General features: G+C 67.0%; 16 protein-coding genes and 1 riboswitch. Of the genes, 3 read left to right on the top strand and 13 right to left on the bottom strand.

Translation table 11 applies throughout. From position 1 onward, the window contains the following. Positions 1-174 precede the first annotated feature (174 nt). A complete protein-coding gene (locus AC628_RS11815) occupies positions 175-366 on the top strand; it encodes a hypothetical protein (protein ID WP_050421878.1) in 192 nt (63 codons plus the stop codon). Positions 367-393: 27 nt separating this feature from the next. Here the strand turns inward: AC628_RS11815 and cobF are convergent, their stop codons facing one another. The 6 genes from cobF to cbiE are packed head-to-tail and all read right to left on the bottom strand — an operon-like array spanning position 394 to position 5,523. After that, on the bottom strand, positions 394-1,143 hold the full coding sequence (cobF, locus tag AC628_RS11810; RefSeq protein ID WP_074126988.1) for a precorrin-6A synthase (deacetylating): 750 nt from the start codon (positions 1,141-1,143) through the stop codon (positions 394-396). A gap of 7 nt (positions 1,144-1,150) precedes the next feature. Beyond that, positions 1,151-1,879, bottom strand: a complete 729-nt coding sequence (gene cobA, locus AC628_RS11805; RefSeq protein WP_074126987.1) for a uroporphyrinogen-III C-methyltransferase — start codon at positions 1,877-1,879, stop codon at positions 1,151-1,153. Continuing rightward, positions 1,876-3,186, bottom strand: coding sequence for a cobyrinic acid a,c-diamide synthase CobB (locus AC628_RS11800; RefSeq protein WP_074126986.1), 1,311 nt, complete (start codon positions 3,184-3,186; stop codon positions 1,876-1,878). The genes cobA and AC628_RS11800 overlap by 4 nt, the downstream gene beginning before the upstream one ends. Beyond that, the gene (gene cobM / locus AC628_RS11795) at positions 3,183-3,980 is read right to left on the bottom strand and encodes a precorrin-4 C(11)-methyltransferase (RefSeq protein WP_074126985.1); all 798 of its coding nucleotides are present in this window, start codon (positions 3,978-3,980) and stop codon (positions 3,183-3,185) included. The genes AC628_RS11800 and cobM overlap by 4 nt, the downstream gene beginning before the upstream one ends. Beyond that, complete coding sequence (locus AC628_RS11790; RefSeq protein ID WP_074126984.1) at positions 3,977-4,345, bottom strand: cobalamin biosynthesis protein; 369 nt, start codon at positions 4,343-4,345, stop codon at positions 3,977-3,979. The genes cobM and AC628_RS11790 overlap by 4 nt, the downstream gene beginning before the upstream one ends. Continuing rightward, positions 4,342-5,523: a precorrin-6y C5,15-methyltransferase (decarboxylating) subunit CbiE gene (cbiE, locus tag AC628_RS11785; RefSeq protein ID WP_074126983.1), complete on the bottom strand. Its 1,182-nt coding sequence runs from the start codon at positions 5,521-5,523 to the stop codon at positions 4,342-4,344. The genes AC628_RS11790 and cbiE overlap by 4 nt, the downstream gene beginning before the upstream one ends. On the opposite strand from cbiE, the gene AC628_RS11780 reads away from it, so the two are divergent. Then, entirely contained in the window at positions 5,522-6,271 is a 750-nt protein-coding gene (locus AC628_RS11780; protein ID WP_074126982.1) for a cobalt-precorrin-6A reductase, read from the top strand. The genes cbiE and AC628_RS11780 overlap by 2 nt on opposite strands. On the opposite strand, the gene cobJ is transcribed toward AC628_RS11780, so the two are convergent. From cobJ to AC628_RS11745, 7 genes are read right to left on the bottom strand one after another with little or no spacing between them, the layout of a single operon-like run. Continuing rightward, complete coding sequence (gene cobJ / locus AC628_RS11775; RefSeq protein ID WP_074126981.1) at positions 6,247-6,981, bottom strand: precorrin-3B C(17)-methyltransferase; 735 nt, start codon at positions 6,979-6,981, stop codon at positions 6,247-6,249. The genes AC628_RS11780 and cobJ overlap by 25 nt on opposite strands. After that, complete coding sequence (locus AC628_RS11770; RefSeq protein WP_074126980.1) at positions 6,978-7,709, bottom strand: precorrin-2 C(20)-methyltransferase; 732 nt, start codon at positions 7,707-7,709, stop codon at positions 6,978-6,980. Before AC628_RS11770 ends, cobJ begins: the two co-directional genes overlap by 4 nt. 2 nt (positions 7,710-7,711) lie before the next feature. After that, complete coding sequence (locus AC628_RS11765; protein ID WP_074126979.1) at positions 7,712-8,341, bottom strand: precorrin-8X methylmutase; 630 nt, start codon at positions 8,339-8,341, stop codon at positions 7,712-7,714. Next, positions 8,341-9,504, bottom strand: a complete 1,164-nt coding sequence (gene cobG, locus AC628_RS11760) for a precorrin-3B synthase (protein WP_074126978.1) — start codon at positions 9,502-9,504, stop codon at positions 8,341-8,343. Before cobG ends, AC628_RS11765 begins: the two co-directional genes overlap by 1 nt. Continuing rightward, positions 9,501-12,749 (bottom strand): cobaltochelatase subunit CobN, encoded by a 3,249-nt coding sequence (gene cobN, locus AC628_RS11755; RefSeq protein ID WP_074126977.1) that lies wholly within the window; start codon positions 12,747-12,749, stop codon positions 9,501-9,503. The genes cobG and cobN overlap by 4 nt, the downstream gene beginning before the upstream one ends. Further along, positions 12,749-13,783 carry a cobalamin biosynthesis protein CobW gene (cobW, locus tag AC628_RS11750; protein WP_074126976.1) on the bottom strand — a complete coding sequence of 345 codons (1,035 nt, stop codon included), beginning with the start codon at positions 13,781-13,783 and terminating at the stop codon, positions 12,749-12,751. The genes cobN and cobW overlap by 1 nt, the downstream gene beginning before the upstream one ends. Next, the gene (locus AC628_RS11745) at positions 13,780-14,154 is read right to left on the bottom strand and encodes a DUF1636 family protein (protein ID WP_021082135.1); all 375 of its coding nucleotides are present in this window, start codon (positions 14,152-14,154) and stop codon (positions 13,780-13,782) included. Before AC628_RS11745 ends, cobW begins: the two co-directional genes overlap by 4 nt. A 94-nt stretch (positions 14,155-14,248) precedes the next feature. Then, positions 14,249-14,463: riboswitch (cobalamin riboswitch) on the bottom strand. Positions 14,464-14,499: 36 nt separating this feature from the next. Between AC628_RS11745 and cobO the strand changes: the two genes are divergently transcribed. Continuing rightward, entirely contained in the window at positions 14,500-15,153 is a 654-nt protein-coding gene (gene cobO / locus AC628_RS11740) for a cob(I)yrinic acid a,c-diamide adenosyltransferase (RefSeq protein WP_074126975.1), read from the top strand. Position 15,154 lies beyond the last annotated feature (1 nt).

Genomic DNA, 15,154 nt, shown 5'->3' with positions numbered 1-15,154 from the left:
TGCCTTGAAATTGACCACCCGTTCAGCGCGATCGCTCGCGCGGTCTCCCGCTCGACGCGGACGCATCGTTTATTTCCCATGCAGGAATGATCCGTGGTTCTCCGCCCGTGAACATAGTTCCGCCGCGCAGTCTGCGCTAAAGAAGGATCGCCGGTGTTGTTCTGGGGTAAGTTGATGAAGAAGGACGACGTCACGTGTCCGCGCTGCGGGGCCGGATTCCGACGCCTTGAGCTGGCATCCGGATCGGCAAGCAAGGGCGAGTATCGCTGCCCGGTCTGCGAGACGACACTCGAGCAGTTTGACGGTGACAAGCTCGTCGCCTACCGCCTGACCATCCAACCCTCGATTCGCGGGTTGAAGACCTAGCAGCACCTGCTGCGGGCAGTTTCTCGATCATGATCTCCGCTTCAGGACATAGCTGTCCATGATCCAGCCGTGCTGTTGGCGCGCATCCCGACGCACCGCGACGATGCGGGGGCCGACCTCCGCGAGTTCCCCCGCCATGATGATCTGATCGGGCATCCCAAGATAGGCGCCCCACCAGATCTTTAAGCCGGCAGGATCGAGCGTCTGGAAGGCGGTGCCGCCGTCGAGCATCACGACGACGGTATTGACGCCGGCGGGCCAGCCGCCCTCGCGCAGCCGCCGGCCCGTCGTGACCAGGAACGGCTCGCCGATCTCGTTGAGCGGCAGCGCATGCGCGGCGCACAACGCCTGGATCGACGTGATGCCCGGGATGACGTCGATCGACGGCAGCGGATCGAGCCGTTGCGCAATCCGCAGGCTTGAATCGTACAGCGAAGGATCGCCCCAGATCAGCAAAGCGACGCGCCCCTCGCCGCCGAGATGCCGCGCGATTTCCCGCGACCAGGTCGATGCGATCGCGTCATGCCAATCGTCCACGCCCTTGCGATAGTCCTCCTCGCCGGCGTCGCGCACCGGCAGGTCGAACTCCGCAATGCGCGTGCGGTCGTTGCTCAATGCCTCCGCGCAGATCGTTCGGCGCAATTCGGCGAGGTCCGACTTCGCAGTCCCCTTGCGCGGGATCAGGATCAGGTCGGCAGCGTTGATCGCGTCGATCGCAGCGAGGGTGAGCTGCCGGGGGGCGCCGCAACCGATACCGATCAGGGACAGCGTCAACATGGCCGCATCACTTTTCTTCCGGTGCCAGCGCGCCGAACAGAATAATGGAAGCCGCCGTGGCAGCGCCGGCATGCGCGAGCTGTTCGGCCAGCCCTGCGATCGTGGTCCGATGAAGCTGCTCGTCGGCATGACCGAGGGACTCCGCCAGCAGCGCCGGCGTGTCGGGGGCGAGACCATGCGCGATCAGCCCTGCGGCCAGAGCCGCGAACGTGCGCCGCCCCATATAGACGACCGTGGTCGCTTCCGGGTCGGCGAGCGCCGCCCAATTCAGATCCGCAGGCAACTCGCCCGTGACATCGGCGCCGGTCACGAACTGGACCCGGCGCGAGGTCAGCCGTCGCGTCAGCGGAATGCCGGCCTGCGCGGCGGCAACCGAGGCCGAGGTCACGCCGGGAATGATCTCGTAGCCGATGCCGGCAGCGCGCAGCGCCTCGATCTCTTCTTCGAGCCGCCCAAAGATGCCGGCATCGCCGGATTTCAGCCGCACCACCCGTACGCCCGCCGCCGCGTAATCGACCAGCAGCCGGCTGACATGATGCTGCTTCGCCGAGAGACGGCCGGCGCGTTTGCCGACCGCGACGAGATTGGCGCCGGAGCGCGCGAGATCGAGGATCGCGCCTGAAGCGAGATCGTCGTACAGCACCACGTCGGCCTCGCGCAGCCGCGCGGCCCCCTTCATGGTCAGGAGCTCGGGATCGCCGGGACCGGCCGAGACGAAGGAGACGAACCCACTCATCGGTCCTCCGTAATCAGATGGAAGAATGTCCCTGTTGCGTTACCTCGCCGCGATCCGGTTTCCGCAACGATCGCGCCGGTCGCATCGCGCACCACCGCAAGCGGCGTGTCCGGCTGCGCGATGATCGTCGAATAGTGAAACTCATGGCCGCGCAGGCGCACGCCTGGACCGTGCCCCGGCATCGGTGCAGCAAGCTCGGCGATCCGGTAGCCCAGATGCATGCGACGCTTGGCATAGCTCGTCTCGAGGCCGAGCAGCCCCGCCATCGCATGGCGCACGCCGTCGACGTCGGTCAGCGCGGTGCCCAGCACCATGTAGCCCCCGCATTCGCCATGCACCGGCTTTGTTTCGGCGAAGGCGCGCAACCCGTCGAGGAATCGCCTGTTGGCGGCAAGACGGCCGGCATGCAGTTCAGGGTAGCCACCGGGCAGCCAGCACACATCGGCATTCGCGTCGGGGCCTTCGTCGGCGAGCGGCGAGAACGTCACGATGTCAGCGCCGGCCGCGCGCCAGGCTTCCAGCATATGCGGGTAGACGAAGGAGAATGCGGCGTCGCGCGCCAGCGCAATGCGCTGACCGGGCGGCGCGATGTTGAGGCTGCTCGCGGCCGGTTGCGGTGACCAGACCGGGGCCGATTGCAGCACGGCATCGAGATCGACATGCGCGGCGACGAAGCGAGCGGCCTCGTCGATCAGACCGTCAATCTGAGCCTGCTCTTCGGCCTGCACCAGGCCGAGATGACGCTTCGGCAAGGCGATCTCGGCGTGGCGCGGCAGCGCACCCAACACCGGAATGCCCGCGCCTGTCATGGCATCGCGCACCAGCGCTTCATGACGCGCGCTGGCGACACGGTTGAGAACGACGCCGGCAAGCCGCACGCCGGTGCGAAAATCGCGTAGTCCCGCCGCGATCGCCGCCGCCGTCTGGGCCTGGCCGGAGGGATCGATCACGAGCAGCACCGGCCATCCCATCATCTCGGCGATATCGGCGGTGGCCCCGGTGCCCGAGACACCGCGCGCGGCGACGCCGTCGAACAATCCCATCGAGCCTTCGGCGAGCACGAGATCGGCATCCGCGCCACGGCCTGCCAGAGATGCGATCGCATCCGATGCCATCGCCCAGCTATCGACGTTGACGGAGGCGCGTCCAGTCGCGACGGCATGAAAGGCCGGATCGATGTAATCAGGTCCGCTCTTCAGGCATTGCACCTTCAGCCCGCGACTGCGATAGGCGCGCGCCAACGCCAGGGTCAGTGTCGTCTTGCCGACACCGGATGCGGGTGCCGAGATCACCAGCCCCGCGGTCATTGCGATGATTCCGGCGCTGATTCCGGAAAGCGCGGCGCTTCACCCACCGGACGGTAGCGGCGGTCATAGTCGGCGGCGTAGAGACGGCTTTCGGCGAAGTCGCCGGCGCCGAGCGTCTTGCCGACCAGGATCAGCGCAGTGCGTTCCAGTTCGGGGCCGATTGCCGCATCGAGCGTCGCGAGCGTGGCGCGCACGATACGCTGGTCCGGCCAGCTCGCGCGCCAGACGATCGCCACCGGGCAGTCGGCGCCATAATGCGGCACGAGCTCGGCGATGACCTTGTCGAGCAGATGGATCGAGAGATGGATCGCGAGCACCGCGCCGGTCGCAGCAAACGCCGCCAGCGTCTCACCATCAGGCATCGCGCTCGCCCTGCCCGGCGTGCGCGTCAGCACCACCGATTGCGCAAGACCAGGCAGCGTGAGCTCGGCCTCCAGTGCCGCTGCGGCTGCCGAGAACGCCGGCACGCCGGGCGTCACCGAATACGGAATCTGCAATGCGCGGAGCCGGCGCAATTGTTCCCCCATCGCCGACCAGATCGAAAGATCGCCCGAATGCAGCCGCGCGACGTCCTTGCCCTCGGCATGCGCCGCGGCGATCTCGGCGATGATCTCGTCAAGCGACAGCGATGCCGTGTTGACGATGCGCGCATCCTCTGGGCAATGCGCCAGCACGCCTGGAGGCACCAGCGATCCGGCATAGAGACACACCGGGCAAGCGGCGATGAGATCGCGTCCGCGCAAGGTCAGGAGATCGGCGGCGCCTGGCCCTGCGCCGATGAAATGCACCGTCATTCGCCGTCTCCTTCCGCGATCGCTGCGGTCGCCATCCGATCCTGCGACACGGCCCTCGCGGAGATCAGGCGCGCGCCACGCCCTGCCGCCGCGATCGCCGCAGCTTCGGCGATGGAACCTGTACCAAACGCCGCACGAACCAATTCTGATTGCGTCACAGTTTCGACCTCCGCCAGCGCGTCGGCGGGAATACCCCGGATCAACAGTCCGAGTTCCTGCGCCAGGAGTCTCAACGCCGTTGCATCGGTCTTCTCACTCACCGTTGCAAGCGCCGCAAGGCCTTCGGCCCCGCCCGCCGCGTCGAGGGCTTCGCGTAGGGACGCGACACTGGCCTCGCGCCTGAATCCCAGACCGGCGACCTTCATCTGATCACGCTCCATTGCACGATCGGACGCGCCGCCTTCCAGGAGCGATATCGGCCGAGCGGCTCGGCCTGCGCGATCTCCACACGCATCAATTCCCCGCCATGGCGCTGGTGCAGATCGGAGAGCAACGCCTCGGTTTCCAGGGTCACCGCATGCACGACCAGCCGCGTGCCCCGCGCGATCCGCGACCAGATCGCATTGAACATATCGGCATCGAGGCCACCGCCGATGAATATGGCATCGGGCACTGCGATATCCGATAACGCACCGGGCGCCTCGCCTTCGATGACGGCGATCCGGTGCATCAGGCCGAAGCTCGCCGCATTGCTGCGGATGCTGGCAGCACGTTCGCCGCGCGCCTCGACCGCAATCGCTGTTCCGCCGCAGAGCGCCCATTCGATCGAGATCGAGCCGGAGCCGGCGCCGATATCCCACAGTCGCTCACCGGGCCGCGGCGCAAGCGCCGATAGCGCCAGCGCGCGGACCGGCCGCTTTGTGAGTTGCCCGTCATGCACAAACAGCGCGTCGGGAAGACCCGCGCTGCGCGCGATCCCTTGCGATCCCCTCGCCTCCAGCGCAACCGTGACCAGACTGTCGCCGGGATCGCCTGCATATGTGTCGGCGCGATGCTCCGTGATGGATTCGCGCGGTCCGCCAAGCGCAGACAGCGTCCACATCGCCGACGATCCCCAGCCATGGTCCGCAAGCCAGCGTGCGAGATCGGAACCCGCCTTGCCGTCACGCACCAGGCAGACGATCCGTGCCCCGCGCGCGAGGTGCGGCAACAGCCGTTCGAACGGCGCGGCATGAAGGCCGAGGCAGACGACATTCTCTAGCCGCCAGCCCAGACGTGCAGCCGCCAGCGAGAATGTCGACGGCGCGGAATGCGCGATCCATTCACCGGCCTGCAGCTTCTCGACAAGGCTTCCGCCGGCGCCGTGCCAGAACGGATCGCCCGAGGCGAGCACAACGGTCGGACGACCGCGGCATTCAGGCACGATGTCCGCATCGAACGGCACCGGCCAGGCGCGGGCCCGATCCGTGATCCCGGCCAGCGCAAGGTGCCGTTCACCGCCGAAAACCACCTCCGCTTCATCAAGCGCCTTTCGACTTGCGTCTGACAGCCCCGCAAGGCCATCTTCGCCGATGCCGATGATGGTCAACCAAGGATTACCCATGATGCGCGCCCTGATCCTGGGCGGAACGGCCGACGCCAATTTGCTTGCCGCTGCGATCGCGCACGCCGGGATCGACGCCGTCTATTCCTATGGCGGCCGCACCGCCGCCCCTGCCGAACAACCTTTGCCGACCCGGATCGGCGGCTTCGGCGGCATCAGCGGTCTTGCCGATTATTTGCGTGGCGAACGCATCACGCATGTGATCGACGCGACGCATCCCTTCGCGGCCGAGATGAGCCGCAATGCGATCGCCGCCTGCGCGCAAACCGCAACGCCGCTGATCGCGCTCGAACGCGCGCCGTGGGATAAAACCTCCGGCGATCATTGGATCGAGGTCGCGGACGTCGCAGCCGCGGCCGCGGCCTTGCCGGACGGCCGCGCCAATGTGTTCCTCGCGATCGGCCGCCAGCACATCGCGCCCTTCGGCGCCCGGCCGCAGCACGCCTATACGTTGCGTTTCGTCGACCCGCCCGCAGAAACGCTGCCGTTGCACGATGCGGACGTCATCGTCTCGCGCGGACCATTCACGCTCGAGGGCGAGCTCGAAATGATACGCACGCGCAATATCGAATGGATTGTCGCACGCAATTCCGGCGGGAGCGGCGCGCGCGCCAAGATCGACGCTGCCCGCAAGCTTGGCCTTCCCGTCATCATGATCACGCGGCCGCTGCTGCCAGAAAGGCCGCGGGTGGAAAGTGTCGGCGACGTGATGCAATGGCTCGGTCATCGGACCTGCCTCGGCGCATAGACCCAGCGGCCGACCCGGCGCGTCGCCGAATTGCCGACAATCACGAGCGTCCGCATGTCGGCCATCTCGGGACGTGCGTCTCGGAGTTCGACCGTCTCGATCCGCTGGTCGGGCGTCGAGACGGCGCGCGCGAAAATCACGATCCGCTCGTCACAACCCGCTTCGCGCAAGATATCGAGCGCGCGGCTAAAACCTTCCGGCCGGTTGGCCGAGCGCGGGTTGTACATCGCGATCGCGAAGTCTGCTTCGGCTGCGAGCCGCAAGCGCTTCTCGATCAGCGGCCATGGCTTGAGATTGTCCGAGAGGTTGATCGCGCAGAAATCATGGCCGAGCGGCGCGCCGGCGCTCGCAGCCGCCGCCAGCATCGCCGTGACGCCGGGCAGCACACGGATCGGCAGGTCATGCCATTGCGGCATGTCCTCGAGCGCTTCGAACACGGCGGATGCCATCGCGAACACCCCGGGATCGCCCGACGACACCACGACGACCTGTCGCCCCTCGGACGCGAGCCGCAGCGCCTCGCCGGCGCGCTGCAATTCCACACGATTGTCGGACGGGTGCAGCGTCAGGCCGGCGCGCGGCGGCACACGCGATACATAGGGGGCATAGCCGATGATGTCGGTCGCCGTCGCGAGCGCAGCGGAGACTTCCGGCGTGATCAGCGCCTCGTCGCCCGGCCCCAATCCCGCGATGGTCAGCGTGCCGGTCATGGCGCCGCCTCCCGGCGCCGCCCCTGCCCGTGCACCAGCACGATCGCAAAATACGGACAGTCGGCCTCGGCGATATCAGCGAGCCTGATGACCCGCTGATCCGGCATGGTGCCGCGCTCGACGAGCCACGCATCGTCGAGACGGCCCGCGGCAGCGAGCGCGCGGCAGATCTTCGGAAGATTGCGGCCGGTCTTCATCACGACCAGCGCATCGGAACTGCGCACCCGCTGCGCGAGCTCTGCCTCCGGCAGCGTGCCCATCAGAACGGTAGTCACATCGTCAGCGAGCGCGATCGGCCGGCCGACCGCATTCCAGCAACCGACCATGCCGGGAATGCCGGCGATCACCTCGATCTCGACACGCCCCTGCAGGCGCGCATGCAGATGCATGAACGAGCCATAAAAATAGGGATCGCCTTCGCAAAGCACGACGACGTCGATCTCGCGCGCAAGACGGGTCAGCCGCTCGGCCCATGCATCGTAAAAATCGGCCAGCAGCCGCGCGTATTCGGGGTTGTCGAACGCAATCTCCGTGGTGACCGGGTACTCCATCGGATATTCGTTGACGTCAGCGGCTAGCAGGCCTTCCACGATGCGCCGCGCCTGCCCGAGTTGCCCCTTCTTACGGAAATGGGCGACATGCTTCGCCGCGCGCACGATCCGGTCGGCGCGCACGCTCATCAGGTCCGGATCGCCAGGGCCAAGCCCGCAGCAAATGATGCGCCCCATCGCTATTCGCTCCAGCTCGCCAGCGCATTGACGGCGGCAACGGTGATCGCCGAGCCGCCGAGACGTCCCTCGACCGTCAGCGCCGGCACGGGCGGCTCAGCCATCAATGCCGCCTTGGACTCGGCCGCGCCGACAAAGCCGACCGGACAGCCGATGATCGCCGCCGGCCTTGGGCAATCGGCATCCTCCAGCATGTTGAGCAGATGAAACAGCGCCGTCGGCGCGTTGCCGATCGCGACGATCGCCCCGGCCAGATGCGGCCGCCACAGCTCCAGCGCAGCGGCCGAGCGCGTGTTGCGCATCGATTGCGCGAGCGCAGGAATCTTGGCGTCTCCGAGCGTGCAGATGATTTCGTTGCGAGCCGGCAGCCGGGCGCGCGTAATTCCCTCGGACACCATGCGCGCGTCGCAGAGGATCGGCGCGCCCTCCTGTAAGGCTGCTCGCGCGCGTGCGGCCATGCCAGGCGTGAAGCGAATATGGGCTTCCAAGCCCACCATGCCCGCGGCATGGATCATGCGCACCACCACCGGCTCCTCGTCCGAATTGAAGCGAGCAAGGTCGGCCTCGGAGCGGATCGTGGCAAAGGACTGGCGATAGATAGCCGCGCCGTCGGTCTCATAGACGTGCGGCATCAATGAGCTCCCGACAACAGCGAAGGATTTGCAACGAGGTCCGAACCGGTCAGTCCCCGCATGACCGGCGTATCCCGCGTCGTACCGCGGCGGATGAGGTCAAAGCCTTCGCGTGACGCAACGAGGGTGACATCGGCAGCGCCGGAATGGGCGCAGCCCTTGGCGCAGCCGGAGACGTGAAGCCGGGCATCGGGTGGGATATGCCGTGCGAGCGCCGAGGCTAACGCACGCGTATCCGCATACGCATCGCGGCAGCGCGGTGCGCCGCTGCAGGCGATCACACGGAGCGCCGGGTCATCTGGATCACTAACGAGGTCCACGCCGCGGGGCATCTCGCGCATCCCCTCCGCCAACATCATCCGCCACGGCGTCATGCGAAGCGCCTGCGCGCACATGGCGAGACGGCCGAGCGTGTGGTGCGGCATCTGCCCGAAGGCAACGCCAACCATTGCACCGGTCGGAGTGAGGCCGGGTACAGGGTTTGCTGATCGAGCCACGGGCTCAGCGTCGCCCCGAAGCGACTCGGGAAGGCTCGCACCGGCGGTCAGATGCGCCGCCATTCGTCGCTTCTCACCCCTGGCTCCGCCCGAGGCAATGAACCATTCGGCCAGCGCCAGCGCAACCTGCACGGCCCCGCTCCGCGTAACAGAAAGCCCGAATTGTGCGCCATCGGCACGCACCAGCAGTCCTCGGTTGCGATCGCGTTCGATCCTGATATCCGCAGACGCGCCGGCCAGTACCCGCTGGTGGCCATCATCGATCGCGAAACCGAACTTGGTTGGAAGATCGAGCGAAGCACCGGCGAGCGCTTGTTCTAGCTCGGCCGCAAGCGGGCGCGTATCGTCAGCGGCGGTCCAGAAAGGCGTCACCAGAATGTTGCGCTGCGCCTCGGTTTCCGAATCTGTGTCCAGTAATCCGAGTTCGGCGAGCCCCTCGATCAAGGCCGGATAACCGTCTTCGCTGACGCCGCGGATCTGGAGATTGGCGCGGCTGGTCAGATCGATCAGGCCGTTGCCGTGTCGCGCGGCGAGATCAGCTATTCCTGCCGCCTGCATCGCGTCCAGCCGACCGCCGCGCGGGCGAACGCGCACCACAAGGCCGTCGCCCGACTGCATCGGCCGCAGCGCGCCGGGACACCAGCCCTTGATCGCCACCGCGCTCATGAGGCCTCCTGCAACGCAGCCGCAATCGAGTTGCGCCGCGTTTGCCAGAGCGAGGCGTCATGCAACCGGGTGAAGCAGGTCTCGATCGCAGCCAGCGCCGCCGGATTCTCGCGCACCATGAAAGCGCGAACCTCATCATTGCCGAGCGTCGCGTCGTAATAGAGATCGAACAGATGCGGGGGTACTGCACCCGCAAGATGGGCGAACGCTGCCATGTGCTCCAGCGTTGCCGTGATCTCGGCAGCGCCGCGGAAGCCGTGGCGCATCATCCCCGCGATCCATGCCGGATTGGCGGCGCGCGCGCGCACCACGCGCGAGATCTCCTCCGTCAGCGATCGCGCATGCGGCTGATCCGGCCGCGTCGCATCGAGGTGATAGAGCGACGGCGCCTTTGTGCCGAGCCGGCGGGCCGCGGCGGCGATGCCCGCCTCATGCGCGGCGTAGTCCGCCGCCAGCAGCAGATCGGTCTCCGGCAGGTCCTGGCTATGGACGAAGCTGTCGGCCGCGGCGAGCCTGGCCTCGATGCCGGCGCGATCCGGCCGGATCTCGCCGTCGGCCGCGATAGCCCAGGATGACGCCGACAGCCAGGCTTCGCCAGCCGCCTCGCGCGCCTCCGCTGTGAAGACATCGGGGACAGCGGCAATGCCGGCGCCATAATGCCCGGGGCGCGGACCGAACACGCGCGCGATGCGCAGCCGATAGGGATTCTCGTCCGCCTCCTCGCTGCGTTCGGACAGCGCCTCCGTCGCAGCTTCGAACAATTGCGCAAGCCCCGTAAAGACGTCGCGGAACAATCCCGACACACGCAGCGTCACGTCGATGCGGGGACGGCCGAGTTCCGCCGGCGCGATGATGTCGTAGCCCGACACCCGGCCCGACCCGTGATCCCAGCGCGGCGCGATGCCGGCGAGGTGCAGGGCCATCGCAAAGTCCTCGCCGGCGGTGCGCATCGTCGACGAGCCCCAGAGATCCACGACCAGCCCTTTCGGCCAGTCGCCATGATCCTGCAAATGACGGCGCAACAGCTCCTCGGCGAGCTTCACGCCCTGCGCATGCGCCGACGGCGTCGGCACCGCGCGCGGGTCGACCGCGAACAGGTTGCGCCCGGTCGGCAGCACGTCGCTGCGCCCGCGATAGGGCGAGCCCGACGGCCCCGGCGCGACACGCCGGCCGGCGAGTGCGTCCCGCAAGGCTGCCTTCTCCGCATCGCCGCAGGCTCCCTGTCCGAAGACGTGCAGCCCGTCGCCGAACTGGCTTTCCTTGAGATCGCAGACGAAGCGGTCGATCTGCGGAATGGCCTCGGCCGCCGAGACCGACGCGGCGAGACCGAGATCGTCCTCCAGTCCGGCAATCCGCGCTTCCTCGCGGATCGCGGCAATCAGCCGCTGCCGCCGCGCCGGATCGAGACCGTCCGCAGTCGAATATTCATCGAGCAAACGCTCGAGCCGGCGCAACCCTTCCGGCACCGCTGCCTGCGCCAGCGGCGGCGGCAGATGGCCGATCGTGACGGCACCGATCCGGCGCTTGGCCTGCGCGGCCTCGCCGGGATCGTTGACGATGAAGGGATAGACGACAGGCAGATCGCCGATCAGCGCTTCCGGCCAGCACGCCGATGACAGCGCAACCGACTTGCCGGGCAGCCATTCCAGCGTTCCATGCGCGCCCATGTGGACGACGGCGTCGATGCCCTGCTGCCGGAGCCACAGATAGAACGCGACATAAGCGTGGCGCGGCGTACGCGAGAGATCGTGATAATCGGCATCGCGATGGCCGGCATCGCCGCGCTCCGGCTGGACCGCGATCACCGACTTGCCGCACCGGATCGCCACGAAATGGAATACCCCGTCGCGGCAATCAGGATCATCCTCCGGCGGACCCCAGGCGCGCGCAAGGTCGTCCTGCAACTGCTGCGGCAGACTGGTGATCGCCGCGCGGTAGTCGCTGACGCCCCATGTCAGATTGCGGCGCAGGAGCAGATCGCCCAGCGACGCCACCGGCTCAAGGTCAAATCCTGCGGCCGCAAGATCGGCCAGCAACGCCTCGACCGAAGCAAGTGCATCGAGGCCGACCGCATGCGCGATCTGGTGCGGGCGCCCCGGATAGTTCGAGAGCACGAGCGCAAGCTGCTTGTCTTGCGCCGGCTTGCCGGCAAGCCGGTGCCAGGCGGCGACGCGCGCGGCAATCGCCGCGACGCGCTCGGCGTCCGGCCGATGCGCAAGATGCGCGAATTGCAGATCAGGATCGCGCTCGCCGGGCGACTTGAAGCTCACGACGCCCGTGAACAGGCGGCCATCGACTTCCGGCAACACCACATGCATGGCGAGATCGCCGGGCGACAGGCCGCGCAGCGACTCCGCCCAATCCTCGCGCCGCGCCGTGGACAGCGCGACCTGGAAAACCGGACACGACACTGCATCGAACGGTGTCGTGCCGTCGTCACCGGCCGCGGAGAACGCAGTCGCGTTGACGATGACGGCAGGCGGGCATTGCTCGAACTGAACGCGCAGCCAATCGGCAACGCCTGCCGCCTTCAGCGAGGTGACGAAGACACCGTGGGCATCAAAGCCCCTCTCACGCAACGCATCGATCAATGCATCGACCGGCGCGGTGTCGCCGGCCGCGAGATAAGAACGATAGAACGTCACCAGCGCCCGCGGCCGGCCATCCGGCGCCGGCAGCGCCGCGACGGCACCGCGCCGGGAATCGTAGACGCCGATCTCGGGAAGATCGATCTCGCCGACCACAGGCCCGGCATAGAGCCCGGACGCCAGCGCCAGTTGCGCGATCACGGCCTGCGCGGCAACGGGGCCGCCCTTGTCGCACAGCACTTTCAGACGGCGCAGCGTCGAGACCGGCAAGGTCGAGAACTCATCGAGTCGCAGATCGTCACGGCCATCCGCCGGCAGCACAACCAGAGCGATGCCGCGCTCCTTCGCCAGCCGATGCACTGCGGCAAGCCCGTAGGACCAATAGGGTTCGCCGCCGATCAGCCGGATCAGGATGCCGCGCGCGTGCGACAGCGTCCGCTCGATATAGGTGTCGACCGACAGCGGATGGCGCAGCTCCGCGAGATTGGCGAGCCGCAGCGACGGCAATGCAGCACGGCCGCGCCGCCAGCCGGTCGCGAACGCCGCGAGATCACTGTCGGAAAACGACAGCACCACGAGATCGGCCGGATCCTGGCCGAGGTCCCTTGGTATCGCGGTCTCCTCAAGGCCGCGGCTCTCGCGGAAGATGACGTGCATCAGACACCAAGCCGTGCCCTGATGGCGGCTTCATCGATATCGCCGTGCTCGCCGATCACGACGAGCTTCGACTGTCTCGTCCGCGCGCCCCAGGGCATGTCGAACTGATGCCTCACCCGCTCGCCGACCGATTGCACCAGCAAGCGCATCGGCTTGCCTTCGACCGCGATGTAGCCCTTGGCGCGCAGCACGTTCTGCTCGCGCGCCAGGCCCTTGATCGAGGCGACCAGCGCATCGATGTCGACAATCTCCGGAAGATCGATCACCACCGAATTGAAGTCGTCGTGCTCGTGCTCCTCTTCGCCGTCATGATGCGACGGGCGCGCCGCGAGGTCATCCTCTGCCGCGGCGCCGAGGCCCAGGATCACGCGCGCATCGATGGTGCCGTCGACGATGGGCAACATCGGCACCTCGCGCGGCATTTCCGCAGCGATCACCTCCTTGGCCGCCTTGATTCCCTCCGCGCCGGCGAGATCGGCCTTGGTCAGCAGCACGATATCGGCACAGGCGATCTGGTCCTCGAACACTTCGGACAGCGGCGTCTCGTGATCGAGATTGTCGTCCGCGGCACGCTGCGCGTCCACCGCGGCCGGGTCCGGAGCAAAGCGGCCGGCGGCAACCGCCTCGGCATCAGCCAGTGCGATCACGCCATCGACGGTGATCCGCGAGCGGATCTCCGGCCAGTCGAACGCCTTGAGCAGCGGCTTCGGCAGCGCGAGCCCCGAGGTCTCGATCACGATGTGATCGGGCTTCACCGGGCGCGCGAGCAACTGCTCCATCGCCGGGATGAAATCGTCGGCGACGGTGCAGCAGATGCAGCCATTGGCGAGCTCGACGATGTTCTCGGTTGGGCAATTGGCGTCGGCGCAGGATTTCAGGATATCGCCGTCGACACCTTCGCTGCCGAATTCATTCACCAGCACCGCGAGCTTCTTGCCGTTGGCATTGCGGATCAGGTGCTGGATCAGCGTCGTCTTGCCGGACCCGAGAAAGCCGGTCACGACGGTAACCGGAACCTTAGCGAGTGTGGTCATTCTGCGGCCTCCGGCACGACGGGAAGAGGTGGAATGCGGGCAAGCGATTGCTTGCGGAAAACCTCCGGGCGGCTGCGCCACGGCACGATGCCGTCAGGTGCCGCCGCGTAAGCGGAGGCGCCGGCGATCACATCCCCGGCATTGGCTTCGGACAGGCGCCCATAGACATAGGACCACCGGCCGGGCGCGCTGAGCGCGACCGAGCAGCCTTGGCTGCAAGCCGACAGGCATTCGACCGGAACCAGATTGACGCCGTCGGGCACACCGGCCTCGACGAGCGCGGCATGCAGGCGCGCACCGGGCGCGACTTCACCTTCCGCCAGCGTTTGGCCGGCGCGGCAGGTGATACAGACATGAAGGGTAACGCTCATCGGCCTTCCTGGATTGACAGCGGGAAGCGATGAGGCACACGAACCGATCTTGCAGCGGTTCGTTCCCCGTCGCGGAACACCCCGTCCGCCGGTCTCACAACATGCTGCGTTGGCAGGTCTCCCGGCTTGCGGAGTAGGATTTTTCCTTTGATGCCCACCTTCCCGACTCCTTACGGAATCAGTGGCTTGGGCATCTCTCCGGTCACGGTCGCGGGGGCGGCTGCGTTTCGGGCCGACCTTGCGGTCTCAGCCCTATCGCATTCCCTGTTCGCCTGTCGTAGGACAGGAACCAACGCGGGCCCACCATTCGTCCAAGCCTCGCACTTGTCAAGCCGAAGGAACGCGATGATTTCTGATGGAAACGACGCTGAGGACGGCCCCGTCGGCGCCGACCCATCGCTGGACGCGCGCCATGCTGACAAGATGGCGAAGAAGAAGGCCGCCCGGGATCGCATCATGGCGACCAAGAGCGGCGAAAAGGGTCTGATCATCGTTCATACCGGCGCCGGCAAAGGAAAATCGTCCTCCGCCTTCGGCATGATCGTCCGCTGCGTGGCGCACGGCTTTCCCTGCGCCGTCGTGCAGTTCATCAAGGGGGCCTGGGATACCGGCGAACGCCGCCTGCTCACCGGGCATTTCGGCGAGCTCTGCCAATTCCACGCGATGGGTGAAGGCTTTACCTGGGAAACGCAGGATCGCGCCCGCGACATCGCGGCGGCCCAGGCCGGCTGGGAAAAGGCCAAACAGCTGATCGCAGACCCGAGCCTGCGCATGGTGGTGCTCGACGAGATCAACATCGCACTGCGCTACGACTATCTCGCGGTCGCCGACGTGGTGGAATTCCTGACGACGTCCAAGCCGCCGATGACGCATGTCGTGCTCACCGGTCGCAACGCCAAGGAGGAGCTGATCGAGATCGCCGACCTCGTCACCGAGATGACATTGGTGAAGCATCCGTTCCGCTCCGGCATCAAGGCGCAGCCGGGCGTCGAATTCTGAC

It is taken from the genome of Bradyrhizobium sp. NAS96.2 (genome assembly GCF_001908235.1).
GTDB lineage: Bacteria > Pseudomonadota > Alphaproteobacteria > Rhizobiales > Xanthobacteraceae > Bradyrhizobium.
Note: the sequence above shows the minus strand (reverse complement) of the source record. Positions and strands in the feature narration are given on the sequence as shown.